Annotated in this window: 30 protein-coding genes and 1 rRNA gene; 27 read left to right on the top strand and 4 right to left on the bottom strand. The window is 38.5% G+C overall.

Annotated features, from left to right (window positions below):
- Nucleotides 1-89: 89 nt before the first annotated feature.
- The 19 genes from CIL05_RS19600 (at nucleotide 90) to CIL05_RS19510 (ending at nucleotide 14,692) form a co-directional block, all read left to right on the top strand.
- Nucleotides 90-425 carry a KOW domain-containing RNA-binding protein gene (locus CIL05_RS19600; RefSeq protein WP_095657231.1) on the top strand — a complete coding sequence of 112 codons (336 nt, stop codon included), beginning with the start codon at nucleotides 90-92 and terminating at the stop codon, nucleotides 423-425.
- On the top strand, nucleotides 403-621 hold the full coding sequence (gene infA, locus CIL05_RS19595) for a translation initiation factor IF-1 (protein WP_095657230.1): 219 nt from the start codon (nucleotides 403-405) through the stop codon (nucleotides 619-621). The genes CIL05_RS19600 and infA overlap by 23 nt, the downstream gene beginning before the upstream one ends.
- A 32-nt stretch (nucleotides 622-653) precedes the next feature.
- A complete protein-coding gene (gene rpmJ / locus CIL05_RS19590; protein ID WP_029267374.1) occupies nucleotides 654-767 on the top strand; it encodes a 50S ribosomal protein L36 in 114 nt (37 codons plus the stop codon).
- A gap of 24 nt (nucleotides 768-791) precedes the next feature.
- Nucleotides 792-1,157, top strand: coding sequence for a 30S ribosomal protein S13 (gene rpsM / locus CIL05_RS19585; RefSeq protein ID WP_095657229.1), 366 nt, complete (start codon nucleotides 792-794; stop codon nucleotides 1,155-1,157).
- Nucleotides 1,158-1,178: 21 nt separating this feature from the next.
- Nucleotides 1,179-1,571, top strand: coding sequence for a 30S ribosomal protein S11 (rpsK, locus tag CIL05_RS19580; protein ID WP_095657228.1), 393 nt, complete (start codon nucleotides 1,179-1,181; stop codon nucleotides 1,569-1,571).
- Nucleotides 1,572-1,786: 215 nt separating this feature from the next.
- Nucleotides 1,787-2,731: a DNA-directed RNA polymerase subunit alpha gene (locus CIL05_RS19575; RefSeq protein ID WP_095657227.1), complete on the top strand. Its 945-nt coding sequence runs from the start codon at nucleotides 1,787-1,789 to the stop codon at nucleotides 2,729-2,731.
- Nucleotides 2,732-2,774: 43 nt separating this feature from the next.
- The gene (gene rplQ / locus CIL05_RS19570) at nucleotides 2,775-3,128 is read left to right on the top strand and encodes a 50S ribosomal protein L17 (RefSeq protein WP_095657226.1); all 354 of its coding nucleotides are present in this window, start codon (nucleotides 2,775-2,777) and stop codon (nucleotides 3,126-3,128) included.
- Nucleotides 3,129-3,683: 555 nt separating this feature from the next.
- Nucleotides 3,684-4,523, top strand: coding sequence for an energy-coupling factor ABC transporter ATP-binding protein (locus CIL05_RS19565; RefSeq protein ID WP_095657225.1), 840 nt, complete (start codon nucleotides 3,684-3,686; stop codon nucleotides 4,521-4,523).
- Nucleotides 4,499-5,368: an energy-coupling factor ABC transporter ATP-binding protein gene (locus CIL05_RS19560; protein ID WP_095657224.1), complete on the top strand. Its 870-nt coding sequence runs from the start codon at nucleotides 4,499-4,501 to the stop codon at nucleotides 5,366-5,368. Before CIL05_RS19565 ends, CIL05_RS19560 begins: the two co-directional genes overlap by 25 nt.
- Entirely contained in the window at nucleotides 5,365-6,165 is an 801-nt protein-coding gene (locus CIL05_RS19555; RefSeq protein ID WP_095657223.1) for an energy-coupling factor transporter transmembrane component T family protein, read from the top strand. The genes CIL05_RS19560 and CIL05_RS19555 overlap by 4 nt, the downstream gene beginning before the upstream one ends.
- 20 nt (nucleotides 6,166-6,185) lie before the next feature.
- Nucleotides 6,186-6,938: a tRNA pseudouridine(38-40) synthase TruA gene (gene truA, locus CIL05_RS19550; protein WP_095657222.1), complete on the top strand. Its 753-nt coding sequence runs from the start codon at nucleotides 6,186-6,188 to the stop codon at nucleotides 6,936-6,938.
- 523 nt (nucleotides 6,939-7,461) lie between these two features.
- Nucleotides 7,462-7,899 (top strand): 50S ribosomal protein L13, encoded by a 438-nt coding sequence (gene rplM, locus CIL05_RS19545; RefSeq protein WP_095657221.1) that lies wholly within the window; start codon nucleotides 7,462-7,464, stop codon nucleotides 7,897-7,899.
- Nucleotides 7,900-7,918: 19 nt separating this feature from the next.
- Entirely contained in the window at nucleotides 7,919-8,311 is a 393-nt protein-coding gene (rpsI, locus tag CIL05_RS19540) for a 30S ribosomal protein S9 (protein ID WP_095657220.1), read from the top strand.
- Between the two features lie 174 nt (nucleotides 8,312-8,485).
- Nucleotides 8,486-8,758 carry a type II toxin-antitoxin system Phd/YefM family antitoxin gene (locus CIL05_RS19535; RefSeq protein WP_095657219.1) on the top strand — a complete coding sequence of 91 codons (273 nt, stop codon included), beginning with the start codon at nucleotides 8,486-8,488 and terminating at the stop codon, nucleotides 8,756-8,758.
- Nucleotides 8,745-8,984, top strand: a complete 240-nt coding sequence (locus CIL05_RS19530; protein WP_095657218.1) for a type II toxin-antitoxin system RelE/ParE family toxin — start codon at nucleotides 8,745-8,747, stop codon at nucleotides 8,982-8,984. The genes CIL05_RS19535 and CIL05_RS19530 overlap by 14 nt, the downstream gene beginning before the upstream one ends.
- A 261-nt stretch (nucleotides 8,985-9,245) precedes the next feature.
- Nucleotides 9,246-11,309: a catalase gene (locus CIL05_RS19525; protein WP_095657217.1), complete on the top strand. Its 2,064-nt coding sequence runs from the start codon at nucleotides 9,246-9,248 to the stop codon at nucleotides 11,307-11,309.
- Between the two features lie 130 nt (nucleotides 11,310-11,439).
- Nucleotides 11,440-12,600: a GNAT family N-acetyltransferase gene (locus tag CIL05_RS19520; RefSeq protein WP_095657216.1), complete on the top strand. Its 1,161-nt coding sequence runs from the start codon at nucleotides 11,440-11,442 to the stop codon at nucleotides 12,598-12,600.
- A gap of 179 nt (nucleotides 12,601-12,779) precedes the next feature.
- Nucleotides 12,780-13,454, top strand: coding sequence for a hypothetical protein (locus CIL05_RS19515; protein WP_095657215.1), 675 nt, complete (start codon nucleotides 12,780-12,782; stop codon nucleotides 13,452-13,454).
- On the top strand, nucleotides 13,451-14,692 hold the full coding sequence (locus tag CIL05_RS19510) for an efflux RND transporter periplasmic adaptor subunit (protein WP_095657214.1): 1,242 nt from the start codon (nucleotides 13,451-13,453) through the stop codon (nucleotides 14,690-14,692). Before CIL05_RS19515 ends, CIL05_RS19510 begins: the two co-directional genes overlap by 4 nt.
- Nucleotides 14,693-14,768: 76 nt before the next feature.
- On the opposite strand, the gene CIL05_RS19505 is transcribed toward CIL05_RS19510, so the two are convergent.
- On the bottom strand, nucleotides 14,769-15,620 hold the full coding sequence (locus CIL05_RS19505) for a YihY/virulence factor BrkB family protein (protein WP_095657213.1): 852 nt from the start codon (nucleotides 15,618-15,620) through the stop codon (nucleotides 14,769-14,771).
- 131 nt (nucleotides 15,621-15,751) lie between these two features.
- Here CIL05_RS19505 and CIL05_RS19500 point away from each other — a divergent pair, with 131 nt between their 5' ends.
- From CIL05_RS19500 to CIL05_RS19490, 3 genes are read left to right on the top strand one after another with little or no spacing between them, the layout of a single operon-like run.
- The gene (locus CIL05_RS19500) at nucleotides 15,752-16,228 is read left to right on the top strand and encodes a DUF948 domain-containing protein (protein WP_095657212.1); all 477 of its coding nucleotides are present in this window, start codon (nucleotides 15,752-15,754) and stop codon (nucleotides 16,226-16,228) included.
- Nucleotides 16,229-16,246: 18 nt separating this feature from the next.
- Nucleotides 16,247-16,711, top strand: a complete 465-nt coding sequence (locus tag CIL05_RS19495) for a DUF948 domain-containing protein (RefSeq protein ID WP_095657211.1) — start codon at nucleotides 16,247-16,249, stop codon at nucleotides 16,709-16,711.
- Complete coding sequence (locus CIL05_RS19490; RefSeq protein ID WP_095657210.1) at nucleotides 16,695-16,928, top strand: hypothetical protein; 234 nt, start codon at nucleotides 16,695-16,697, stop codon at nucleotides 16,926-16,928. Before CIL05_RS19495 ends, CIL05_RS19490 begins: the two co-directional genes overlap by 17 nt.
- A 469-nt stretch (nucleotides 16,929-17,397) precedes the next feature.
- Here the strand turns inward: CIL05_RS19490 and CIL05_RS19480 are convergent, their stop codons facing one another.
- On the bottom strand, nucleotides 17,398-17,847 hold the full coding sequence (locus CIL05_RS19480; RefSeq protein ID WP_095657208.1) for a DUF948 domain-containing protein: 450 nt from the start codon (nucleotides 17,845-17,847) through the stop codon (nucleotides 17,398-17,400).
- Between the two features lie 169 nt (nucleotides 17,848-18,016).
- On the opposite strand from CIL05_RS19480, the gene cwlD reads away from it, so the two are divergent.
- Together cwlD and salA are read left to right on the top strand one after the other, a co-directional pair.
- Nucleotides 18,017-18,745 carry an N-acetylmuramoyl-L-alanine amidase CwlD gene (gene cwlD / locus CIL05_RS19475; protein WP_095657207.1) on the top strand — a complete coding sequence of 243 codons (729 nt, stop codon included), beginning with the start codon at nucleotides 18,017-18,019 and terminating at the stop codon, nucleotides 18,743-18,745.
- Between the two features lie 233 nt (nucleotides 18,746-18,978).
- On the top strand, nucleotides 18,979-20,037 hold the full coding sequence (gene salA / locus CIL05_RS19470) for an iron-sulfur carrier protein/transcriptional regulator SalA (RefSeq protein WP_095657206.1): 1,059 nt from the start codon (nucleotides 18,979-18,981) through the stop codon (nucleotides 20,035-20,037).
- 149 nt (nucleotides 20,038-20,186) lie between these two features.
- Here the strand turns inward: salA and gerD are convergent, their stop codons facing one another.
- Entirely contained in the window at nucleotides 20,187-20,855 is a 669-nt protein-coding gene (gerD, locus tag CIL05_RS22360; protein WP_095657205.1) for a spore germination lipoprotein GerD, read from the bottom strand.
- A gap of 159 nt (nucleotides 20,856-21,014) precedes the next feature.
- Here gerD and CIL05_RS19460 point away from each other — a divergent pair, with 159 nt between their 5' ends.
- Nucleotides 21,015-21,671 carry a KinB-signaling pathway activation protein gene (locus CIL05_RS19460; RefSeq protein WP_095657204.1) on the top strand — a complete coding sequence of 219 codons (657 nt, stop codon included), beginning with the start codon at nucleotides 21,015-21,017 and terminating at the stop codon, nucleotides 21,669-21,671.
- 32 nt (nucleotides 21,672-21,703) lie between these two features.
- Here CIL05_RS19460 and pdaB read toward each other — a convergent pair whose 3' ends face one another.
- A complete protein-coding gene (gene pdaB / locus CIL05_RS19455) occupies nucleotides 21,704-22,462 on the bottom strand; it encodes a polysaccharide deacetylase family sporulation protein PdaB (RefSeq protein ID WP_095657203.1) in 759 nt (252 codons plus the stop codon).
- Nucleotides 22,463-23,180: 718 nt separating this feature from the next.
- On the opposite strand from pdaB, the gene CIL05_RS19450 reads away from it, so the two are divergent.
- Nucleotides 23,181-23,405: a hypothetical protein gene (locus CIL05_RS19450; protein WP_095657202.1), complete on the top strand. Its 225-nt coding sequence runs from the start codon at nucleotides 23,181-23,183 to the stop codon at nucleotides 23,403-23,405.
- 474 nt (nucleotides 23,406-23,879) lie between these two features.
- Nucleotides 23,880-23,998 (top strand): 16S ribosomal RNA (locus CIL05_RS19445); the annotation flags it as partial.

Raw genomic sequence — 23,998 nt, 5'->3', positions numbered from 1 at the left:
TCATATTAAGTGACACATGATTGGATAAGCTAGTAACCCTTATGTTTAGGGAGCAATATAAACTATAGCCTAAGTGAAGGTGATCGTTGTTGAACGAAGATGATTCGATTCCGCTAATAGGTCAAGTTGTTCGTATAATGCAAGGACGTGAAGCAGGGCAATATGCGATAGTTATCAAATTAGTAGATAATCGGTATGTCTTGCTGGCAGATGGGGAAAAACGTAAATATGATCGACCAAAGAAAAAGAATCTACATCATATTGAACTTATGGATTACATTTCTCCGGAAGTCCAAAACAGCCTTCTAGAAACTGGTCGTGTCACAAATGGTAAATTACGTTTTGCCATAGCAAAATATTCAAGTGAGGTTGTGACTGATTTGAAGAAGGGAGACCAACACGATGGCGAAAGACGATGTAATTGAAGTAGAAGGAACCGTAAACGAAACATTGCCGAATGCGATGTTTAATGTGGAGCTTGAAAACGGCCATACGGTCTTGGCACATGTATCCGGTAAAATCCGTATGCATTTCATCCGCATTCTACCAGGCGATAAAGTAACGGTTGAACTTTCTCCGTATGATTTAACCAGAGGACGAATTACGTACCGTTATAAATAAGGCGAGCTCCGATATAAAAGGAGGTAAAGATGATGAAAGTAAGAGCATCTGTAAAACCAATATGTGAAAAATGTAAAATTATAAAACGTAAAGGCAAAGTAATGGTGATTTGCGAAAACCCGAAACACAAGCAAAAACAAGGTTAATAACCAAGGAGGTGCTAATGTACTATGGCACGTATTGCAGGTATAGATATTCCACGTGAAAAACGTGTAGTAATTTCATTAACTTATATTTATGGAGTTGGCAAAACTACCGCACAGAAAGTCCTTAAAGAAGCAGGCGTTTCAGAAGACACTCGTGTACGCGATCTAACAGAAGACGAATTAGGCAAAATCCGTAAAGCAATGGATGACTATACAATTGAAGGTGATCTTCGTCGTGAAGTATCACTTAACATTAAACGTCTAACCGAAATCGGCTCATACCGAGGAATTCGTCACCGCCGGGGACTACCGGTTCGTGGACAAAAAACAAAAAACAATTCACGCACTCGTAAAGGGCCGCGTCGCGCAGTAGCAGGTAAGAAAAAGTAAGTGAAGGAGGTAAGCTAATCAATGGCACGTAAAACAACAAATACACGTAAGCGTCGTGTGAAAAAGAATATTGACACAGGTATAGCACATATTCGTTCTACATTTAACAATACAATTGTTACAATTACGGATACGCAAGGTAATTCAATCGGCTGGAGCTCTGCTGGTGCATTAGGCTTTAAAGGCTCTCGTAAGTCAACACCTTTTGCTGCACAGATGGCTGCCGAAACCGCTGCTAAAACAGCAGTTGATAATGGCATGAAAACATTGGAAGTAACAGTAAAAGGACCTGGAGCCGGTCGTGAAGCAGCAATTCGTTCACTTCAGGCAGCAGGACTTGAAGTTACAGCGATTGTGGATGTAACACCAGTTCCTCACAATGGTTGCCGCCCACCTAAACGTCGTCGTGTTTAAATATACCGTATAGAATTTGTCACCCTGTCTATAATGGGTTATGATAGCTAAAAGTGTAAAGGTGTATAAACCTTTTACGTAAAGCATCCAAGAGACAAGAAAGTACGAAAGAAATGCAGGTAGTGCAGAGAAACGCCAACTGCCTATTTGAGGAATTTCGGTTAGACAAAGATGTCTAGCCGGGGTTTCGACGTTTTAAAGGAGGGTTTTATTAAATGATCGAAATTGAAAAACCAAAAATTGAAACGGTAGAAATCAGCGAGAATGCTACATTTGGGAAATTTGTAGTCGAACCGCTTGAACGTGGATATGGTACCACTCTCGGAAACTCCTTGCGTCGTATCCTACTATCCTCACTTCCAGGTGCTGCTGTTACATCAGTTCAAATCGATGGAGCGCTGCATGAATTTTCAACAATTGAAGGTGTTGTTGAAGATGTCACAACAATTATATTGAATCTGAAAAAACTGGCTCTAAAAATTTACTCTGACGAAGAGAAAACATTAGAGATTAATGTACAGGAAGAAGGAAAAATTACGGCTGCAGATCTAACATACGATAGTGATGTAGAAGTATTAAATCCAGATCTACCTATAGCTACACTGAATAGCAAAGGTAACTTGCACATGAAGATTACAGCAGAACGTGGTCGTGGCTATCGTCCGGCTGATGATAACAATCATGAGGAACAACCAATTGGTGTTATTCCGGTAGATTCTATTTTCACACCAGTTTCACGTGTAACCTACCAAGTAGAAAACACACGTGTGGGACAGGATGCGAATTTCGACAAATTGACTTTTGATGTATGGACAGATGGAAGCATTCGACCTGAGGAAGCAGTTTCTCTAGGTGCCAAAGTCTTTACAGAGCATCTTAATATTTTTGTAGGTTTAACAGATGAAGCACAAAATGCAGAAATAATGGTAGAAAAAGAAGAAGATCAAAAAGAAAAAGTTATGGAAATGACAATTGAAGAACTTGATCTATCTGTTAGATCTTACAATTGCTTAAAACGTGCTGGAATTAATACAGTTCAAGAACTTGCAAATAAATCTGAAGAAGATATGATGAAAGTCCGTAATTTAGGTCGTAAATCTCTTGAAGAAGTTAAAGTTAAATTATCTGATCTGGGACTCGGCTTACGTAACGACGACTGATTAATAGACACCTTTAGAGTTTCGAGAAAGGGAGGGATAGTCCATGGCTAGAAAACTTGGTCGTACAACAGACACTCGTATGGCACTACTTCGTAACCTTGCATCTGATTTGATAATTCATGAACGGATTGAAACAACAGAAGCAAAAGCGAAAGAACTTAAATCTGTAGTAGATAAAATGATTACACTTGGTAAACGTGGTGATCTTCACGCACGTCGTCAAGCTGCAGCTTTTCTTTATAACCAGGAAGCAAACGAAAACGAAAGTGTTCTTCAAAAGCTTTTCGATGACGTTGCTGCACGCTACGAAGATCGACAAGGCGGATACACACGTGTTCTTAAACTGGAAGCTCGTCAAGGTGACGGAGCTAAAATGGCAATCATTGAACTAGTTTAATGAATCGATACGCGTCAAGGGCAGGACTGAATCTCTTTCGAGGTGAATCCAAGCCCTTTTTTTGTAGTAAATAATAGAGAAATTTTAATTCAGGGGCTTTCCCGGAGTTGTAGGGCATAAGCAGAAGACTAGCTGGGTGCACATTATGGAAGTTCGACTAAGACTGCCACGTCCTATGGCTCTATGGCAACGTCGAACTGACCTGCACACTATAGGCACGTGCTCGGAGTGTCTAATGCTTATGACCGGAATCTCCAGCCCATCATACATAAATGTGTTGGCAAGTTGAGAGATCTTTGCTCAAAGTTGAGAGACAAGGCAGAATAGTTGAGAGACACAGGATTAAAGTTGAGAGAAAACAGTGGAAAATATAATTATCTCTCAACTTCCCGGAGGTTTCTCTCAACTAATGAAACTTATCTCTCAACCTCCCGTAGTCTTCTCTCAACTTTAGCCCCTTACCCCGAGCTGTAAAGGGATGTGGGCATGGAAGATAGCAAAAATAACAACAAATCATAAAAAATCCCAGGCAGTTGAGTTAGAGGAGGCATTACAATGGGGAAAAAATTAATAGAGTTTAGAAATGTATCGTTTCGATATGGAGATGAGCAGCCCTGGGTGTTGAAGAATTGTTCTTTTGACATATATGAAAAGGAATGGCTTGCAATCATTGGACATAATGGTTCAGGCAAGTCAACCATTGCAAAATTGATGAATGGATTATTATTCCCGCAAGAAGGGGAAATTATAATTGATGGTCAGCAAGTAAACGAGGAGTCCATTTGGAGTATTCGTAAAGATGTTGGAATGGTTTTTCAAAATCCGGATAATCAGTTTGTTGGAACAACTGTACAGGATGATGTAGCATTTGGTATGGAAAATCGAGGGATCCCAAGAGAAGAAATGATCACTCGTATTAGTGAAACGTTATCGGCTGTGGGAATGCAGGATTACCTTCTGACTGAACCACATCGGCTGTCAGGTGGACAAAAGCAGCGTGTGGCGATTGCTAGTGTTTTAGCTATTTCTCCACAGGTACTTATTTTAGATGAGGCTACAGCGATGCTTGACCCGAAAGGCCGTACAGAAATTATGCAAACTGTTAATAATGTTCAGGAAAAAAATGAACTTTCACTTATTACAATTACACATGATCTGCAGGAGGTTGTTCAGGCCGATCGTGTTATCGTAATGAATGATGGGGAAATATGGGACGAAGCAATACCACGTGATATTTTTTCGAAAAAGGACGATCTCAGAGAAATTGGTCTTGACGTTCCATTTGTCGCTATTTTGGCAGATGAACTGAAAGCAAATGGTATATCCATCACAAAGGAACCACTAAATCATGAAGAATTGCTGGAGGACTTATGGACATTACATTTAAAAACGTAAGCTATATATATCAACGTAATACACCATTTGCACACAAAGCTGTTGATGATTTGTCATTCCATATTCCATCAGGTTCTTTTGTCGCTATTATTGGTCATACAGGCTCAGGGAAATCTACTCTGATTCAGCATTTAAATGGGCTTGCGATTCCGAGTGAAGGTGAAGTTACAATTGGTGATTTTTATTTAACAAACGATAAAAAGCCAAAAAACATGAAAGAATTACGCAGTCGTGTTGGGGTTGTATTTCAATATCCGGAGCATCAGTTGTTTGAGGAAACCGTTGAAAAGGATATTGCATTTGGCCCAGAAAATTTTGGCGTATCCAAAGACGAAATAAATAAAAGAATCAAAGATCTCATTCCAGCCGTTGGTCTATCCGAAGCGCTGTTGGAACGTTCGCCATTTGATTTAAGTGGAGGGCAAATGAGAAGGGTTGCCATTGCCGGGGTGTTGGCAGTAAAACCGGAAGTTCTTGTATTGGATGAGCCAACCGCAGGGCTTGATCCAAGAGGACAAAAGGAAATGATGGAAATGTTTTACACATTGCATAAGGAACAAGGTTTAACAACAATCCTGGTTACTCACAGTATGGAGGATGCAGTAAAATATGCAGATCATGTCATCATTTTGAATCAGGGAACCAAGTATATGGAGGGAAAACCTGAAGAAGTTTTCATACAAAAAGAAGCACTTCATAAGGTGCAGCTTGATGTGCCTGAAATGGTTCAGTTTCTAAATTTGTTTGAAAATAAATTCGGTAAGTCGATTCCCTTTGAACGACAATCAATTAAAGAAATAGCACAATCCATTCAGCATATCGTTAAGGGAGCTGAGAAGCCGTGAGCAATTCTTTGATTATAGGTCAGTACGTTCCAGGACAGTCACTTGTTCACAAGCTGGATCCGCGGACAAAAATTACAATCATTTTCTTTTTTGTATTCATCGTATTTTTTGCAAATAATTTAGTCAGCTATACATTACTTACGGTATTCGCGCTGGCAAGTATGTTTATTTCTCGTGTACCCATTCGCTTTATCCTAAAGGGCTTGACACCGGTATGGTTTTTAATTGTATTTACATTTATTTTGCACTTATTCGTAACCAAAGAAGGAACTTTGATTTTCGATTTATATATATTTGAATTTTACACTGGTGGGGTTATCCAGGGGTTTGCTATTTCGATGCGGTTTTTCCTGCTTATCCTGATGACATCCCTATTAACGCTGACAACAACACCAATCGAGATTACCGATGCTATTGAAGATATGCTTCATCCATTGAAAAAAGTTAAATTCCCGGTTCATGAGCTTGCACTGATGATGTCGATCTCTCTTCGTTTTATCCCAACACTGATGCAGGAAACGGAAAAGATATCAAGAGCACAGGCGTCACGTGGTGTTGATTTTAAAACAGGGCCAATTAAAGAGCGGGCAAAAGCTGTTGTTCCTTTATTGGTACCACTTTTTGTCAGTGCATTTAAACGTGCCGAGGAGCTGGCAATGGCAATGGAAGCAAGAGGCTACCAAGGTGGCGAAGGACGTACGAAGCTCCGTGAATTAAAAATTGAAAAACGCGATATTTTGATATATGTATTATTTGCTTGTGTGATTGCTGGGTTAATTTACACAAGGAATTATTAACTGAGGAAAGGCTGGGAAGCATGGAAAAGATTAAATGCATTATTAGTTATGACGGGTCCGGTTTTTCCGGCTTCCAAATCCAGCCAAAGAAGCGTACTGTGCAAGGAGAATTAGAAAAAGCATTAACAAAAATCCACAAAGGCGCTCATGTGCGAATACAGGCCTCAGGGCGCACAGACACAGGCGTCCATGCCAAGGGGCAGACCATTCACTTTGAAACGCCATACGACATCCCTAAGGCTAATTGGAAGCAAGCCTTGAATACACTCCTGCCTGATGATTTATTTGTACAGGAAATTGCCTTTATGCCTGCCTCTTTTCATGCGCGTTATGATGTTGTGGAAAAGGAATATCGTTATTATGTCTGGAATGAAAAGGAACCGGACGTTTTCAAACGAAATTATGCGTATAATTTCCGCTATGATTTGAATATGGAAGAGATTCGGAAAGCATGCAGCTATCTGGAGGGAACACATGACTTTACGACATTTTCCTCTGCCAAAGCTACAACAAAAGGAAGCAAGGAAAGAACACTCTATCAAGTAACATGTGAGAAGCGCGGGTCAGAAATAGAGTTTATTTTCCGGGGAAGCGGCTTTTTATATAATATGGTGAGAATTATAGTTGGCGTATTACTGGATGTTGGGCAGGGGCGTCGAAAGTCTGCTGATATTACAGCATTACTGGAAAAACGGGATCGCCAGCTTGTTGGTGAAACCATTCCACCCCAGGGATTATATTTGTGGCGTGTGAAGTATAAAGAAGACGAATAAAGGCAATTATGTACCGTGGATAGAAAGTGCATCACAAGATATAGATCCGGATATGCAGCGTGTGGATTTTAGGGGATAAAAAAATCTGATGTAAACTGTCCAATAGAGAAATACTTCTCTACAAGTCAAATGAAGACCAAAACGGTCGCATAGAATGCTTCTATAAGCCAAACGAAGCCGAAACAAAGTCAAACGGTCACATAGAGCACTTCTATGTTCCCAAACGCAGCTCAAACCGGTGCGAACGGTCGCATAGAGCGCTTCTCTACCCCTGAACGTCGCAATTTATATCTTTTTGACAAAAACAGCTTTTTTGGACGAGTAACTGTTGTCCAAAGCTATTAGAAAACAGGAATTTCAACAAAAACACGCTTTACCCCTTGACTTTTTCCACTGATTTGGTATATTATGATCTATGGCATTTTATTTCTTAAAAACCATGATTAGCCCCGGAATCTAATTATGTTGAATATAGAAATATCGAATTGAAAAACGAATGAATGAAATATGGAGGGAAATTATCATGCGCACAACTTTCATGGCAAATGAAAATAATATTGAACGCAAATGGCTTGTTGTGGATGCTGAAGGTAAGCGATTAGGTCGCTTAGCGAGTGAGGTTGCTGCCATCCTTCGTGGAAAGCATAAACCAACTTACACACCACACGCTGATACAGGTGATAATGTAATCATCATTAACGCTGAAAATATAGAACTTACAGGAAATAAAATCAATGACAAAATGTACTACCGTCATTCAAACCACCCAGGTGGATTAAAAGAACGTAATGCAGATGAAATGCGTACAAAATACCCTGAGCAAATGTTGGAACTTGCTGTTAGAGGTATGCTTCCTAAAGGTCCATTAGGCCGTAAAATGGGTAAGAAATTGCATGTATTCAGAGGTTCTGAACACAATCATCAAGCACAAAAACCAGAAGTTTACGAGCTTCGTGGATAATTAAAGGAGGTAAAACAAATTGGCACAAGTACAATACTACGGAACAGGTCGTCGTAAAAGATCAACAGCACGTGTACGTTTAGTACCAGGTACAGGAAATGTAACGATCAATGGTCGTGAAGCAAAATCATATTTCCCATATGAAACACAACTTTTAATTTTAAATCAACCACTTATTGCTACTGAAACTCAAGGAACTTATGATGTTTTAGTAAACGTTCATGGTGGAGGATTCACCGGTCAAGCTGGTGCTATCCGTCATGGTGTCGCTCGTGCACTTTTAGAAGCAGATCCGGAATACCGTGCTCCTCTAAAACGCGAAGGATATCTAACTCGTGACCCTCGTATGACCGAACGTAAGAAATACGGTCTTAAAGGCGCTCGTCGTGCACCACAGTTCTCAAAACGTTAATCTTAATAAAAACAATGATATATCAACGTTTACAGGCTATCTCATCATAGGTGAGATAGCCTGTTTTTGTTTATGGAAAGGCGTATATATATTTACTCATAATATGGTGAATAATTTACTCATAATTATGCTATAATTAACTAAAATAACACATTGAAAAGGGGTGAAGTATGTATGCCTACAATTCGTCCTATCTCAGATTTGCGTAATAACGCCAATGAGATTTCAGAGTTCTGTCGAAGCGAACGAAAGCCTGTATTTATTACTAAGAATGGTACGGGGGACATGGTTGTGATGAGTATCGAGGAGTATGAGCGCCAGCAAGCTCTAATCGAGTTATACAGTAAGTTATCTGAAGCAGAGGCAGAAATTGAAAACGGTGCTTCTGGTGAAGACTTCCTGGAAGTGGCTCAGAATATGAGGTTAAAGATTCGTGACAAAATATAAGGTACTCATCTTCCCTACTGCGAAACAGGATTTGCACGAGATTATCGACTATATAAATGAGCAATCATACTTTGAAAGTACCAAACTGTATGATGAGATCGTAGAACGTGTGGCATCACTTGCGGAGTTTCCATTTCGATACCCTTTACTGAAAAATCCCGTACTAAGTGGCAATATGAATTTCTATTGTAGTAAAGCAAAGATGGAAGCCATTTTTTTCTTATAAAATGTTAATATACAGTCGTTTCCAGACTCTTTTCAATTATGTGGGAAGAGTCCTTTTTTATGATATACAGCAATGTAATTTAAGGTCAGACCCTACTGCCCACTTTCTCACGATTCGTGGGAAAGGGCTGTTTTTGTTTTAACATCCTATTTTTATTCAAATAACCATGTACTCCTACACATCACAAAACTGTTCTAAACTCAAAAATAAAGCATATGAATACCAATGGGTTGAAAAAATTAATGATAGGACAGTGATGGTATGGATGAAAAAAGAAATAATAAACCCGATGACAAAGATCCAAAAGATGAACAACTTGAACAATACCGTGAAAAAAATACCGGTCCAGGGAAGAAACTTACCAGTGATGCCGGGTTAAAGATTTCGAATGACAGGTGGTCTTTAAGAGCAGGAAAGCGTGGACCTGCGTTATTCCAGGACTTTCACTTTTATAAAAAACAGTCACATTTTAACAGGGAACGGATACCGGAAAAGGTGGTTCATGCTAGAGGTGACGGGGCATATGGGGAATTTGAATTATATAAATCAATGAAACATGTCACAAGAGCTGGTTTTCTGCAGGAACCTGGCTGCAAAACACCTGTGTTTGTTCGGTTTTCCAACTTTATTGGCAGCAGGGGTTCCAAGGATACTGCAATCGACATACGCGGTTTTGCAACCAAGTTTTACACACAAGAAGGGAACTACGATATGCTGGCACTGTCATTCGCTGTCTTTGCTGTTGCAGATGCCATGAAGTTTGCTGATTTTGTGCATGCGGTAAAACCAAATCCGATAACCGACGTTCCGCAAGCCACAGTTGCACATGATAATGCCTGGGATTATATCGCCAATAATCAGGAAATTGCTCATTTCATTATGTGGCTAATGTCCAGTCGGGGTCGCCCGAAAAGCTGGAGAATGATGGAAGCCTGGCCTGTTAATACATTTCGGTTTATTAACGAACAGGGTAAATCAACTTTTGTCAGATTTGTATGGAAGCCTATGCTTGGCGTCCATTCATTATTGCTTGATGAAGCGAATATTATTGGAGGGGTTGACCCCGACTTCCATCGACGGGATTTACATGATTCCATTAAAAAAGGGGCATATCCAGAATATGAACTTGGTGTGCAGCTGATCGCTGAAGAAGATGAATTCAAGTATGACTTTGACATTCTGGATGATACAACATTGTGGCCGGAAGAAGTAGTTCCTGTTGAAATCATCGGTAAATTGACATTGAATCGACTGGTTGATAATTTTTTTGCAGAAGAAGAGCAATCCTCATTTGATCCGGCAACAGTTGTTCCAGGAATTGACTTCACAGATGATCCTGTCCTGCAGGGCAGATCTTTTGCTTATCGGGATACGGATTATCACCGACTTGGCACGGGTAATATTAATAATATACCGGTCAACCAGCCTATCGTAGAAACGAACACGAACCAACGGCAAAGCGATGTGAGACATAGGATAGATGTTGATTCAGTAAACTATCATAAAAATTCGTTAGCTAATAATACACCTGCAGAGACTCCCCCTGAAGAGGGTGGATATGCGCATTACCCTGAAAAAGTAGAGGGACATAAGACGAGAGAACGCCCAGGCGAATCTTTTTTTGATCACTTCTCGCAGCCAAGACTTTTCTGGAATAGTATGTCACCTGTCGAGAAACAGCAGATTGTGGAAACATTTAACTTTCACCTTGGCTATGTAAAAAGCAAATCTGTCCGTCAGCAAGTTGTCGAGATGTTTGCTAATGTTGATAAAGAGATGGCAACAATTATTGCGGGTAGTATTGGTGTCAATCCACCAACCGGATCCAATGTTCCGGTAACAAAAAGCTCACCAGCCCTAAGCTTAACCAACACACCACATTATGCATATTCGCAAAAAGTCGCTGTTTTAATCGGTAATGGTTTTAACGGTGAAGAGGTAACAAATGCGTTGAAAGTCTTGCAACAATATGGTGTTTTTATAGAAATTGTAAGTGAAAAGTTAGGTACTGTCGTAGGGGAAGATGGTACAAAAATCGAGGTTGACAAGATTTTTGTTTCAACGTATCCGGTCCTGTATGATTCAATTTATATCGTTGGAGGAAGTACTGAAAACGAAGCGAAATTCCACCAAAGTATTATGAATTTCCTAAACGAAGCATATAAACACTATAAACCAATTGGTATTGCTTCAACCGGGCAGTCTTATATTAAAAAGTCACCGAATAATAACTTAGCCGGTGTTGTTTTTGCTGCAAATAATCCGGACTTCGGGAAAGATTTTGTTTCTGCAATAGCTAAGCAACGTTTTTGGGATAGAAAATAGCAAATACATTTATTACATTCTAAAGCTCTTTTTCCTTTATTGGAAGGAGGGCTTTTTACTCGTTAGCCTTTCCACATTGCTTTCTTTCCATTATCATATAATTATTGAAAATACATAGGAGGCACCCATATTGAAAAACATCAAAACACTTTCAGAAGCAGATCATGATGCGATTTTTTCCCTTTCTCAATTTGCATTTCAATATGAATTATCTGAGGAAAAATTGCGTAAAAAACAGGAAGAAGTAAAGAGGCACAAAATCTGGGGCTGGATGGAAGAGGATAATCTGGCTGCAAAGCTGCATCTTATTCCATTATCCACCTATATAAATGGCAAGGAATTTAAAATGGGTGGTATAAGTTCTGTGGCAACATGGCCTGAATATCGCAGACAGGGAATGGTGAAGCATTTGCTGAAATTTGCATTGCAACACATGAAGGAAAACGGACAAACTCTGTCATACCTTCATCCTTTTTCATTTGGTTTTTATCGTAAATATGGCTGGGAGTATACTTTTTCTCAAAAAGAATATAGTATTCCTCTGGAAAGACTGAAAAGGAAATGGGACTGGGAAGGTTATGTAAGACGCATACAACCTGATATTCCGCTCCTTCATGGCCTATATACAGAATATACAAAGAAATTTAACGGTATGCTCGTTCGTGATGAAAAATGGTGGAAACAGCGTGTATTAACAGATAAATATCAAATCGCTGTCGCCTATAATGCAAAAGGACAACCACAGGGCTATTTAATTTTTAACGTTAAAGAAAAAGTGTTTAACGTGGAAGAAATGGTATTCAAGAATTTAAACGGAAGGAAGCTGCTACTGGAGTTCATTGCCAATCATGATTCAATGGTGGAAAACGTGGAGCTTGTCGTTCCTGAAAATGACAACCTTTCTCTTTTGTTGGATGAACCGAGGTTTGAACAAAAACAAATACCTTATTTCATGGCACGTATTGTTGATATAATGGCATTTTTAAAAGAATACCCATTTAACAACAATGGAAGAATACCGATTACAATTAAGGATGACTTTTTACCAGAAAATAATGGTACCTATCAACTGAGTATAGAGGATGGAAAAAATAATGTAACCTTCCTTCAATCGCATGGGGACCATAACGGAATTCAGTGTTCAGTGCAGATACTTACAGGTATGCTTCTAGGGTTTAAACGTCCAATGGATTATTATCAGCTTGGTCTATTGCAGGGAAAAGAGAATACTGTCGAACAGCTTGAAAATCTCATTCCAAATCAACAAACATACTTCGGTGATTTTTTCTAATTTATTACCTAGATGGATATAAATGACTAATATTCATAAAAAGATAGAATTTTATCGAAATTTGCGTTAGAATTAATAGGATATAAGAGCGTTCTAAGGAAGGATTGTTACTGCTCCTATAGAACATCTTCTACCTAACATTTTAGTATGTATGAATTGAAAAGGGATGTAAATAAACTATGACATATTACGTGAATGTATTTAGAATTCTTTTTTCCTTAGATGATCACTTATTTCGCATCCGTAAAGCAGAGAAAATACATAATCTATGGAAAGTAAGTTCATTGCTTTTCCTGTTAAGTATCATAATCTATGCTTGGATGGCTTTTCTGGGAATAGGATCAGACATTATTTCAACAACGGCAGTACAGTTAACTCCTGTAGCGTATGAGCAAAGTAAATTTTGGTTTATTATTGGTCGAATGGCATATGCTGTTTTGTTTGCTGCATTGATTTTATTTTTGCCAACACTACTATTCTATTTATTAACAGGGGCACCTTTTCGAAAATTGCTCATCATGCAGCAAGTCGTTCTTTTAGTTATGCTTATTGAACGAATCATCTGGATTCCGCTCGTCACGTTAAATGGGCTGGACTGGTTTGTTTCCCCACTATCTTTTGGAATAATAGCATCCTATATTACAGAGGTACCCTGGGCTATTTACTTTTTTGGAGCAATTTCACTTTTTCAGTTATGGATCATTTGGTTTCAAGTGAAATACTTGCTTCAATTCACCGAGCTTAAAAAGCATTGGATTTGGATTAATGTTATCGGTTTGCATATTTTATTCTGGTGTGTGACTGCGCTATTGGCATATGTTGATACGTATATAGTAAGTGGGTGGTTTGGATGATGCGAAGAAGAATTATTTTGACGGCAATCGTATTATTTATTGGTGTTAACATTTTATTGGTATTTCTTGATGATGAAAATAAAATTGATAGAAAATCGTATATAAAGGATTGGGCTCAGGCATTTGAAGCAGATGTGGCCGATAAACTCGTTAAGCCTGGAGTGATTGCCTTTATGCAGGAAAACCAGGTCTATTTTGATAAAACATTAGGCAGCTTTCAGGAGTTTTTCGTTAAAGAGGGAAATCAAATTAATCCGGGTGACCCACTCTATTCCTATACCGTGACTAATTATTACGAAACAGAATCCATGCTGATGCAGGAAACGGAACAAATAAATGGTGATATAACAGCTATTCAATCAGCGATCACGCAAATGAACAGCTACCGGATTCCACCTTCCAATTCTTCAAACTCTATCCCTTTGGAAGGGGATTTGTCAGAAGGCAATATAATTATTGAAAATCAAAAAGAACCTGTTGAAGCGGAAATGATGAAAGAACAGTATCTTATTGAGAAGGAAAAAGAACTGGATCAGAAAAATGCACAATTGGATAGCATTCAAGCTCAATTGGATGAGCTTCGGACAACCGGAAATACAATTACTGTAGAGAGTCCCTATGAAGGCACAATTAAAACAGTTTCGACATCATTAAGTGACCCAATTATTACAATTGAAAGTGCACAGTTGCATGCAGAGGGTGAACTGACAGAGCAAGAACGCACCACTATTGAACAAGGGATGGCTGTTGCTGTACAGGTTACGGAAAAAGAAGCACTTGTGGAAGGTGTAATTAATGAAGTAGATGAATCACCTAAAGCAATCCAGGTAGAAGGGGAAAGTGTCTACCCTTTTAATGTAACATTTAATGAAGATGCAGAACTTAATGAGCTATTACCTGGCTACCATGCTAATTTGGCGATAACTAAGAAAGAATCCCTTGGTGCCACCGTCCTTTTTGAAGATACTGTGTTCGCAAATTCTGTATGGAAAATGACAAATGAAGGTAAACTAATGAAGCAATCTATTGAAACAGGTATTTATATGGATAGAATGCAGGAAATTACAAAAGGTGTAAACACTGGAGACTGGGTAGCTGAAGGCAGGACAGGGCAATTTAGACATGGAGCAACGTTTATTACACCACTTAAGTTAAATCAGAATACATGGAATGATGTCGTTATAGCAGATGCGCCAAATTGGGGCAAAAGTTTTGTCATAGGTTTACTATCAAGATAAAAAAGGAAATCGGCAGTTCGCCGATTTCTCTCTCAATTTGGAATTCAGAACCATCATATCTCATAACGATTTCGCATTATAAATTTGACGCTTTATTCTCTTTTGAATAATGCTTGTTCTGATTTCGGTGGTATAACACATTCGTTATGGCGCCGATCATTAAAATCAAGCCTGTCAGGAAAAACCAAATCATTAAAATGATAATCCCGCCAAGACTTCCATAGGTTGCTGAGTAGCTGCCAAAATTGCTTACATAAAATGAGAAGCCTAGGGAAATTAACTGCCATAGAATACTTGCAACAAGTGCTCCAGGGATAATATGTTTAAATGGCAGCTTTTTATTCGGAGCAAACCGGTATAATATCATAAGAAGTGCTGTCAGGACAATAATACTGATCGCCCAGCGCAGTACTTGAAATAAAATACTCATCACACCGGAGAGTCCTAATAATGACTCCAGAAAACCGAGGATGACATTACCGAATACTGGTAATAGGATAGCAACAACCAATGCAATAATCATCCCAAGCGTTAATCCTAGCGCTATCAGGCGAACGATGATGAATGAGCGTGTCTCTTCAACGTCATATGCTTCATTTGTCGATTTTATAAAGGCATTAATCCCTGCTGAAGCAGACCATAATGCACCAATAATCCCAATGGCCAAAAGACCACCCTGTGGTGTTTGGACAAGGCTCACAATATTTTCTTCAAAAATAGAAGCTATTTCACCTGGTAGAATATTTTCCATAAATTCAACAGCATCAGCTGGATTTATATTAAAATAAGGGATAAGGGCGAAACATACAATTAGAAGTGGTACAACGGATAGAAGATAATAGTAGGCTTGAGCAGCTGCTAATAAAGGAACATTATCCTCTTTGAATTTTGCCATGAAATCTTTTGCTAAGTTTGTAAGTTTCGACATATAAGTTCCTCCAATCAAGTTAGTAGATCTTTATTCTATATACCCCTCATAGTGAGGGTTTAATCTAATAAAATACATAAGTTTTATTTGCGAGTACTAGTGGTATAATGCTTTTATAGGGAGGGTTATTAATGGGAATAATATATTTGACTTGTTTATTACTGGCAATCGCATTCGTAATTATCGTTATTTACGCAGCACTCGTTTTGAAAAGAATATCTGATACAATGAGAACCCTTGGAAAAACCTTAGGAGAGGTAGAAACAGAACTTCAGCATATTACCCCCGAACTAAGAAAAACAGTTCAGGAAACAGAAAATATTGTGGATGATATGTCAGATAAGTTAAAAGCGACAGACAGCCTCTTTGACACAATGGAAAATGTTGGTGTTTCCGTAAACGCAGTCAATCAGGTATACGATCGCAATTCTAAAAAGCTTTCCGATGAAGAATTTGACTCAAAAATGAAACCGGTTATTGAAGGAATTAAATGGAGTGAAGCGGCATTTCTTTTATATTCCAAATGGAAAAAACAAAAACCGACAGAAAAAAATGAAGTGATGCTTCAAGATGAAAATACAAATATCGTACCATTTAAACAATCTTAGGGAAAGAGAGGGATATATATGGATTTGGCTGGAATAGGTGTCATCATAATCGGTGTAGCATTTCTTGTGTTAGCAATATTTATTGCCCATACCTTAAATAACCTGGCAGGTGTACTTAAAGGTATTGAAAAAACAGTGGACAGACTGCCAAAGCAATTGGATGATGTATTAAAAGAAACGGGCGATCTTATTGGTGAAAGTAATCATACGATTGCAGATGTCAACGATAAATTAAAGCAATTAAGCCCATTGTTTTATATTGTAGGAGATGTTGGAAATGTAACGAGAAGATTTTCTTCATCACTTGTTGATGTAACAGAGACACTAAAAAAGAAAACTACTGACACCAACGAAATCACAAAAGAGAATAATCTTGGTGGTTTGTACGGATCCTTTGCACTTGGTTACTATATGATGAAAAAACGCAGACAAATGAAACAGGAAAACGCAGAAGGAGCGTCCACGAATGGACAACAAGAATAAACGAAGCAGTATCCCATTAATTGCAGGTGCTATAAGCGGCGTTACGCTGGGATGGGTAATTAGAAGATCCAATCACAAACGACAGAAATTAGAAGAAAACAATACATTGATAGAAAAAATAAAAGGCTATGAGCGAAAAGTGTTTGAAGATGGTCAGAAAAGGGCCAGCCAAATTGACGGGATTAAGAAGGAAGTTCAAAAGAAAGTAACGGAATAATATTTCCGCGAATATTGTAGCATTCAATAAAATACACACGAATTTTCTTAGGTGGAAATTATTGTGTGTTTTTTTGTGGGATGCTTTGTGCGTGGTGGAAACGAAGCCGGAACAAGTTCAAACGTTCTCATAGGGCGCTTCTATATAAGCCCAAGCGAAGCCCTAACAGGTGCGAACGGTCACATAGAGCACTTCTATATAAGCCCAAGCGAAGCCCTAACAGGTGCGAACGGTCACATAGAGCACTTCTATATGCCCAAACGAATCCCAAACAGGTTAAAAGGGTCGCATAAAACGCTTCTATGTGCCCAAGCAAAGCCGGAACAGGTTCAAACGGTCACATAGGGCATTTCTCGACGTCTGAACGTCGCACTTTAATGGTTAAAGAGCAATAAGACTTACAAGGAGTGCCTTACAGAAAAAGCCAAAAAAAAGGATAGGAGCTTGAACTCACAAGCTCTTACCCATCCTAGTTCACATCGATAACATTACGTTCTTTTGCAAGTTCTCTGCTCTTCTGGAAAATAAAGAAACCCAATGTTAATGCACCATAAAGACCTTCCAGATTTTTGCGATGGGTTAAATCATTTGCAGCTGTTGTTTTTGATTCCATTTTTGTAACTGCATCGACCATGGAGGATGACATTTGATTCGTCGCTCTGCCAACATCTCCTACGATATAAAATAATGGACTCAATTCTTTCAACTGTGTATTAATCTGTTTTAACGTATCTGTACCGGCGCCAATTGCTTCCTTTGCCTGTGATGTAACATCTACTACCGTTTGTGGCAATTCATCCGTTGTTTTTTGTAGGTTGGCAAATACACCTGCCAGCTTATTAAGTGGTTTTATCAACAAAATGACAAGTACAAGAAGTGCAACGCCTATTACTAAAACTCCAATTCCTAACCAATCCATCTCATACATCCCCTTTCAAATAATTCTTTCCTTTAATAATACCACTACTCCAAAATAAGTAAACGTTCATATACTTAGTATTGCTTGTGTTAAAAGTAACTATGTATTGTCATAAATCGAGGACTCGTCCCATAAAATAAGAAATGAGAAAACGTAAGGGGCGAGTATAATGGAGCGTGTTAATAAATTTGCGATCTGGGGGATTGGTGTTCTTTTACTGGCGTTTCTTATTCAATTTCCAATTCAGCAAAGTGAAGAAACATGGGGAGACTCGTGGTCACTGCCACTTTCCGGGAAGACGATTGTAATTGATCCAGGACATGGCGGGCCAGATGGTGGTGCAGTTGGTAAGGATAAAACAGTGGAGAAAGAGATTTCCTTGGCAGTGGCAAAAAAACTGCAAAATTACCTGCAACAAAATGGAGCACTTGTTTATCTAACCAGAGAGGAAGATAAAGATTTAGCGCAGGATGATACAAAAGGACTTTCGAGAAGAAAAGCTGAAGATATTCGTAACCGCTTGGCATTTATTCATGATAAAAACCCGGATTTTTTTGTGACGATTCATTTAAATGCCCTGCCATCAACCAGATGGAGTGGTGCGCAGACATTTTATTATCCTGAATTTGATGAAAGCAAGCATTTGGCAAAAATGATCCAATCGGAAATCATTCGCAACCTGGAAAATACAACGCGTTCTCCATTGGCGATCAATGGCATTTATTTGCTGAAACATGCAGAAGTTCCGGGGGCACTTGTCGAAATTGGCTTTTTATCCAATGAACAGGAGAGGGAATTGCTGAAACAGGATGATTATCAACAAAAAATGGCGGCAAGCATTTATGAAGGAATTCTCAGATATGCGACAACGGATGTGGAAGAGCAGGAGGAAAAGTAACCGTAGCCTGCGAGAATAGTGACCAAATAGCAGTATAGAATCCCATGATTCATATCACTTAGATTTTGAGTGATTTATGTTATACTAGCAATGGACACGCTTAAATGGCGTAATTATTTTGCTGGGCAGTAAAGAAAGTATATCCATATTTCTTTCTGCATAAGTGCAACTAAGGCAATTCGCCTAAAGGAATGGCGAATGCCAAGTTTACTAAAAAAGGGATGGTGGGATTTATGTTATCAAAAGACGAAATAGTACAACTTCTAAATCCGGTTATGGATCCGTTTTTACATAAAACTTTTGAAGAACTTGATTCTATAAAAAGTATCACAATCAAGGAAGAGAAAAATCACGTCAGTGTAAAAATAGGTATCGGGAAAACGAATACTGGTGAGCAAATGCAATTACAGCAGGAAATAGTCGGCATCCTGAAGAAAAATGGTGCTACAACTGTCGGTTTGCGATTTGAAGAGCTGCCAGCAGAAGTAATTCAAAAGTTCCAGCCGGCTGTAGAACAGGAACAGGAAAAAACGTTAATGGGTGGAGGCTCCAATCCACATTTCGTTACAGTAGCCAGTGGTAAGGGCGGGGTAGGGAAATCAACGGTTACAGTAAACCTGGCTATTTCACTTATGCGACTTGGTAAAAAGGTTGGTATCATTGATGCTGATATATACGGCTTCAGTGTTCCTGACATGATGGGGGTAGAAAATCGCCCTGCCGTTCGTGGAGAAAAAATTATTCCAGTTGAACGTTTTGGGGTAAAAGTTATATCCATGGGCTTCTTTGTTGAAGATAATTCACCAATTATTTGGCGTGGGCCGATGCTTGGAAAAATGATCAATAGTTTCTTCTCAGAGGTGGAATGGGGAGATCTGGACTATCTATTGCTTGACCTGCCACCAGGAACTGGAGATATCGCAATGGATGTTCATGAGCTACTGCCAACATCGAAAGAAATTATTGTAACAACACCACATCCAACAGCGGCATTTGTAGCGGCACGTGCAGGTCAAATGGCATTGAAAACAAACCATGAGATATTGGGTGTAATCGAAAACATGGCTTATTTTGAAAGTAAAGCAACCGGAGAAAAAGAATATGTTTTCGGACAAGGTGGTGGCCAAAAGCTTGCAGAAGTACTAAAAACAAAAGTACTGGGCAACTTACCACTACAGCAGCCATATGAAGAAGAGGATGTTTTTGCGCCATCTATTTACCAGGAAGATCATCCAATCGGAAAAGAATTTCACAAAATTGCAGCCAAAGTTATTGCTAAAATGGAAGAATAAAGGGAAGGGCGGCGCGTCTGGGCGCGCCCTTTTTATATTGTCCGAACGAAACGTGGAGTCGTTAAGTCCAAACCAGGGAGCTTTAGTTCCTTGGGTCCGAGTTGGTAAATCCCAAATACACCGGCTGGTAATTGCTACACAATAATGGATTACGAACCTCCACCGCCGCCTCCTCCACTTTCACCACCGCCACCGGATCCCCCACTGCCTTCATCGTTTCCGCCACCACCACTTTCCCCGCCGCCCTGTGATCCACTGCCGCCTTCTTGCTTTCCTTTTTCTTCAGCAGCTTTTAACAGTATTTCCTGAATTTTGGCTTGGAATAATGGTGTTTCCAGTGTTTGCTGGATTGTCTCCTCCAGATGTGATCGGAACTGCTGTCCTTTTAAAACACTTAATATTTGATCGGTTATTTCAGGGTTTTGCAGTAGCTCAAGCATTTGTTTTTGATACTCTGCATCACTCATTAAATTCTTCATTAACTTCTTTTGTTCTTTTTCCATGGATTTTGCATAGCCTTCAACAAATTTAGGATCCTTAAATAGAGTGCTCCACATTTGGGATCCTTTTTCAGATACGAGTGTTTCATTTATTGCTTGCTTCACAACATCGGATTGGATGACAAGCTCCTGCTTCATTTTCTCATCAGACATTATTTCCTGCAGTGCTTTTTTTCCGTCTTCTGTCTGTAGTATATCAACAACCATTTTCTTTGTTGTATCATATTCACCTTCTTTACCAGAGGTCTCTCCCCCATTACATGCACTAATAAAAAAGATGGATAATCCAATAAATAGGATAAAAAATGTACGGATCATTAGAAAAACCTCCTCTTGTACATTCTTAATATGGGTGACAAATTTGAAAAATATTCACTTCGTTAAGGAAAAATGAATGTCTTCATGATAAAATACCAATGAAAGAGGTAAGGCACTGAAGTAATTATTTTTGTACATATATTGTAGGAGGAAATTGGATTGAATAGTCGTAAATTGGTAGGTTTCTTTTTTAAAACATTGTTTATTGGAGGATTAGCAGGATTAATTACAAGCTTTTTTGTAAAAGCAGAAGATTATAGCAATATTTTAAGTCCAATTGACTTTATGGAACTACTTGGATTAGTTGTATTTTTTATTGGATTAGGTTTAGTCTTTGCCGTTGTCAGTCAAACTGGATTCTTTGCTTATTTATTTATAAATCGATTTGGTTTAGGCTTTTTCAAGTCCTACTGGCCACTCGTACAGGTTTTGCTAATCGCCTTTGTCTTATTCGATTTAATATATTTTCCATACCAGGCGACTAAAGGGGAAGTATCCATCTTTTGGTATATCCTGATGTCTGCAGCAATTCTTGTGTATGGTTGGATCATTGCTAAAATAAAAGCAAAAGAAACCCAAAAACACGCTTTTGTCCCTGCATTATTTTTAATGGTTGTCATAACAACAATTGAATGGGTTCCAGGTTTACGAACAGAAGGAACAGATTATGCATGGCTAATGATCATTACTTTACTTGCATGTAACACCTATCAGCTGCTTGCATTACACCGAATTAATAAAAGCGGTAAAGAGCAGGAAACAAGTAATTCTGCAAAAAATAAACCTGCTAAAAACGCAGGTACCAAAAAGAAATAAAATAAAGCCCTGATGAATTCAGGGCTTTATTTTTATTCAACTAACTCCGAATCAGCGTGTGCCTGGTTGATTAATTCTGTTATCGTCACATATTGAAAACCTTTATTATTCAATCCGGGTAAAATTTTCTTTAATGAAGCTGCTGTTTGTTTTGCAGAATCAGAGGCATGAAGTAATAGAACATCCCCATTTTCTGTTTGTTTCATAACCGTATCGACAATCGCATCAGTCCCTGGATTCTTCCAATCATTTGGATTAACATTCCAGTGAATAACAGTGAAATTCAATTCCTCGGCCAACTCGATAATTTCTTTATTGAAATGACCACTTGGAGTACGTAATAAGTTTACATCTTCATATCCCAATTTCTGAAACACCTCACGTGCGTGTAACAGATCCTTTCTAACTTGTTCTATTTCCTGATCAAGATAGCTTTTATACCGGTAACCCAACATACCAAGCTCGTGTTTCCCCTCCGATATTTTTTCCAAAATGGCTGGATGACGTTCTGCCCATTCTCCACTGACAAAAAAGGTTGCTTGTACTTCACTTTGCTCCAGCTGTTTTAAAATATCAAATACCTTTTCTTCACCCCAGCTTATATTGAAGGTTAAGGCGATATTTGGTTCGTTAGCGTTACCCTTCGTCAAAGCTACAGATTCTTCTTTAGATAAAGCCGAAAACGATCCATCCTGTTCGAACCAAACAAAAACTGCAGTAAACAATGCAAACAGTACAACAACGAGCCAGCGTTTCCATTTATTAAATCGCCAAACATAAAAATGCTGCATAAATTTCTCCCTCCATGTACATGTCCCTCTTTTTAATTAGCCTATGAAAATTATCGTAATTTAAGAACAGGTTGTCCGATTCGTTTAATTAAAATTAAACTGGGAAAGGAATATTAAATTATTTGATATGTATTGAAGGATTAACTTTAAGAAAATCATGCGAATATAGATTTTAAAAAAATATAGCGAAAAATGGATGATAATCTTATGAATTTGGGAATAGTAACTGTGATGAAGAAAATTTGGTGATATTCTGTTTTAATCCATACATTTATCGTCAGCAACCGACAAAATTCGTAAGTATTAGCGAATAATGTGATATATCCACCATTAACGAAAGATTGGAGTGGCTCCACAGGATAAGGAAACCTTCTCTGAGTTAACATATTCGTTAGAAAAAGTGTTTTTCTTTTTCAAGGAGGGGTGGCTCGGTGTTGTCACATGATTTGGCGGTTTTTGCCGAACTTCCTTTGAATCTTTTAGATATTCACTCCAGGGGATATGTCAACGTTGGCTAACGCCCGTCATTAGTTAAGCCCTTCTTAAATACCGGAGTTGATGCTGTTTTAGATTACATAGGTAAAGAGGTTGCGCTTGGCTTTAGCACTGGAGCGGATGTGTCTTGATTATTTAGAGCCAAATTATTGTTAGTCCCTATTAAAAAAGAATTAACCAAGAAGATCGTAATGGTTTAGTTGAAGAAGTTGAGGTGAAAGTGATGTTAGGTTTATTAATTAATGATATAGAAGAAAAGGAAATTGAATATCTGTTAAAAAGAGAATTAGAAGAATTACTCATGGACCTGGAGGATCATAGAATAGATCATATGGTGAAACGGGCAATGAAGGAAAGGTATCAGATTTTATTTCAATTATTCCGTCGGGTAGCGAGCGAAAAAGAATGCATTAAATACATGCCTAAACGAAGTGAAAATCAATATTAGTATAAAGTGACCTTCATCTGAGAGTGCTGAAGGTCACCTTGTTTTTTAGCAACCACTATTCATATCCCCGCCGTGTATCTTCAATGAATAAAGACTTGGTAACCCATTATGATTTAAGTGAATCATAATAAATAATAATGAACTGTGAAGATTTCAGATTTATCTTTTTTCATATTTTCTATTGATCTTATTTTGTAATTATGCTATATTAATTTCTGTTGTCATTTGGCGAAACAAGTTTCCGCTTGAAAGAAAAAATCAGTAAACCTATTGACAATTATTTGGAAACATGATAAATTGTATTTCGTCGCAAAAAACGACAAAAGAAAAATTGATCTTTGAAAACTGAACAAAACAACCAGTATGTCAAGAGAAACATGACTGTTTTTCTTAAACTAAAATCAGAAGGTAACACTTCTGAAAAGCTAAGACAATTGATAGAATCGATTGGTGTCGATTATTTCTATTCAAACTTTTTTGGAGAGTTTGATCTTGGCTCAGGACGAACGCTGGCGGCGTGCCTAATACATGCAAGTCGAGCGCGGGAAGCAAGGGATCACCCTTCGGGGTGTGAACTTGTGGAACGAGCGGCG

Source organism: Virgibacillus profundi, assembly GCF_002287375.1.
In the GTDB taxonomy this organism is placed as follows: Bacteria; Bacillota; Bacilli; order Bacillales; family Amphibacillaceae; genus Virgibacillus_K; species Virgibacillus_K profundi.
The sequence above is the reverse complement of the archived record's forward strand: the minus strand, read 5'-3'. Positions and strand labels throughout refer to the sequence as shown.

Coding starts and splice junctions, on each gene's coding strand:
- CIL05_RS19490 (WP_095657210.1), top strand. CDS start 16,695: ATGGACAACAAGAATAAACGAAGCAGTATCCCATTAATTGCAGGTGCT.
- rplM (WP_095657221.1), top strand. CDS start 7,462: ATGCGCACAACTTTCATGGCAAATGAAAATAATATTGAACGCAAATGG.
- rpsM (WP_095657229.1), top strand. CDS start 792: ATGGCACGTATTGCAGGTATAGATATTCCACGTGAAAAACGTGTAGTA.
- CIL05_RS19535 (WP_095657219.1), top strand. CDS start 8,486: ATGCCTACAATTCGTCCTATCTCAGATTTGCGTAATAACGCCAATGAG.
- CIL05_RS19565 (WP_095657225.1), top strand. CDS start 3,684: ATGGGGAAAAAATTAATAGAGTTTAGAAATGTATCGTTTCGATATGGA.
- CIL05_RS19450 (WP_095657202.1), top strand. CDS start 23,181: ATGTTAGGTTTATTAATTAATGATATAGAAGAAAAGGAAATTGAATAT.
- rpsK (WP_095657228.1), top strand. CDS start 1,179: ATGGCACGTAAAACAACAAATACACGTAAGCGTCGTGTGAAAAAGAAT.
- gerD (WP_095657205.1), bottom strand. CDS start 20,855: ATGATCCGTACATTTTTTATCCTATTTATTGGATTATCCATCTTTTTT.
- CIL05_RS19500 (WP_095657212.1), top strand. CDS start 15,752: ATGGGAATAATATATTTGACTTGTTTATTACTGGCAATCGCATTCGTA.
- rpmJ (WP_029267374.1), top strand. CDS start 654: ATGAAAGTAAGAGCATCTGTAAAACCAATATGTGAAAAATGTAAAATT.
- CIL05_RS19480 (WP_095657208.1), bottom strand. CDS start 17,847: ATGGATTGGTTAGGAATTGGAGTTTTAGTAATAGGCGTTGCACTTCTT.
- CIL05_RS19505 (WP_095657213.1), bottom strand. CDS start 15,620: ATGTCGAAACTTACAAACTTAGCAAAAGATTTCATGGCAAAATTCAAA.
- CIL05_RS19560 (WP_095657224.1), top strand. CDS start 4,499: ATGGACATTACATTTAAAAACGTAAGCTATATATATCAACGTAATACA.
- infA (WP_095657230.1), top strand. CDS start 403: ATGGCGAAAGACGATGTAATTGAAGTAGAAGGAACCGTAAACGAAACA.
- CIL05_RS19525 (WP_095657217.1), top strand. CDS start 9,246: ATGGATGAAAAAAGAAATAATAAACCCGATGACAAAGATCCAAAAGAT.
- CIL05_RS19510 (WP_095657214.1), top strand. CDS start 13,451: ATGATGCGAAGAAGAATTATTTTGACGGCAATCGTATTATTTATTGGT.
- salA (WP_095657206.1), top strand. CDS start 18,979: ATGTTATCAAAAGACGAAATAGTACAACTTCTAAATCCGGTTATGGAT.
- rplQ (WP_095657226.1), top strand. CDS start 2,775: ATGGCTAGAAAACTTGGTCGTACAACAGACACTCGTATGGCACTACTT.
- pdaB (WP_095657203.1), bottom strand. CDS start 22,462: ATGCAGCATTTTTATGTTTGGCGATTTAATAAATGGAAACGCTGGCTC.
- CIL05_RS19515 (WP_095657215.1), top strand. CDS start 12,780: ATGACATATTACGTGAATGTATTTAGAATTCTTTTTTCCTTAGATGAT.
- CIL05_RS19495 (WP_095657211.1), top strand. CDS start 16,247: ATGGATTTGGCTGGAATAGGTGTCATCATAATCGGTGTAGCATTTCTT.
- truA (WP_095657222.1), top strand. CDS start 6,186: ATGGAAAAGATTAAATGCATTATTAGTTATGACGGGTCCGGTTTTTCC.
- CIL05_RS19575 (WP_095657227.1), top strand. CDS start 1,787: ATGATCGAAATTGAAAAACCAAAAATTGAAACGGTAGAAATCAGCGAG.
- cwlD (WP_095657207.1), top strand. CDS start 18,017: ATGGAGCGTGTTAATAAATTTGCGATCTGGGGGATTGGTGTTCTTTTA.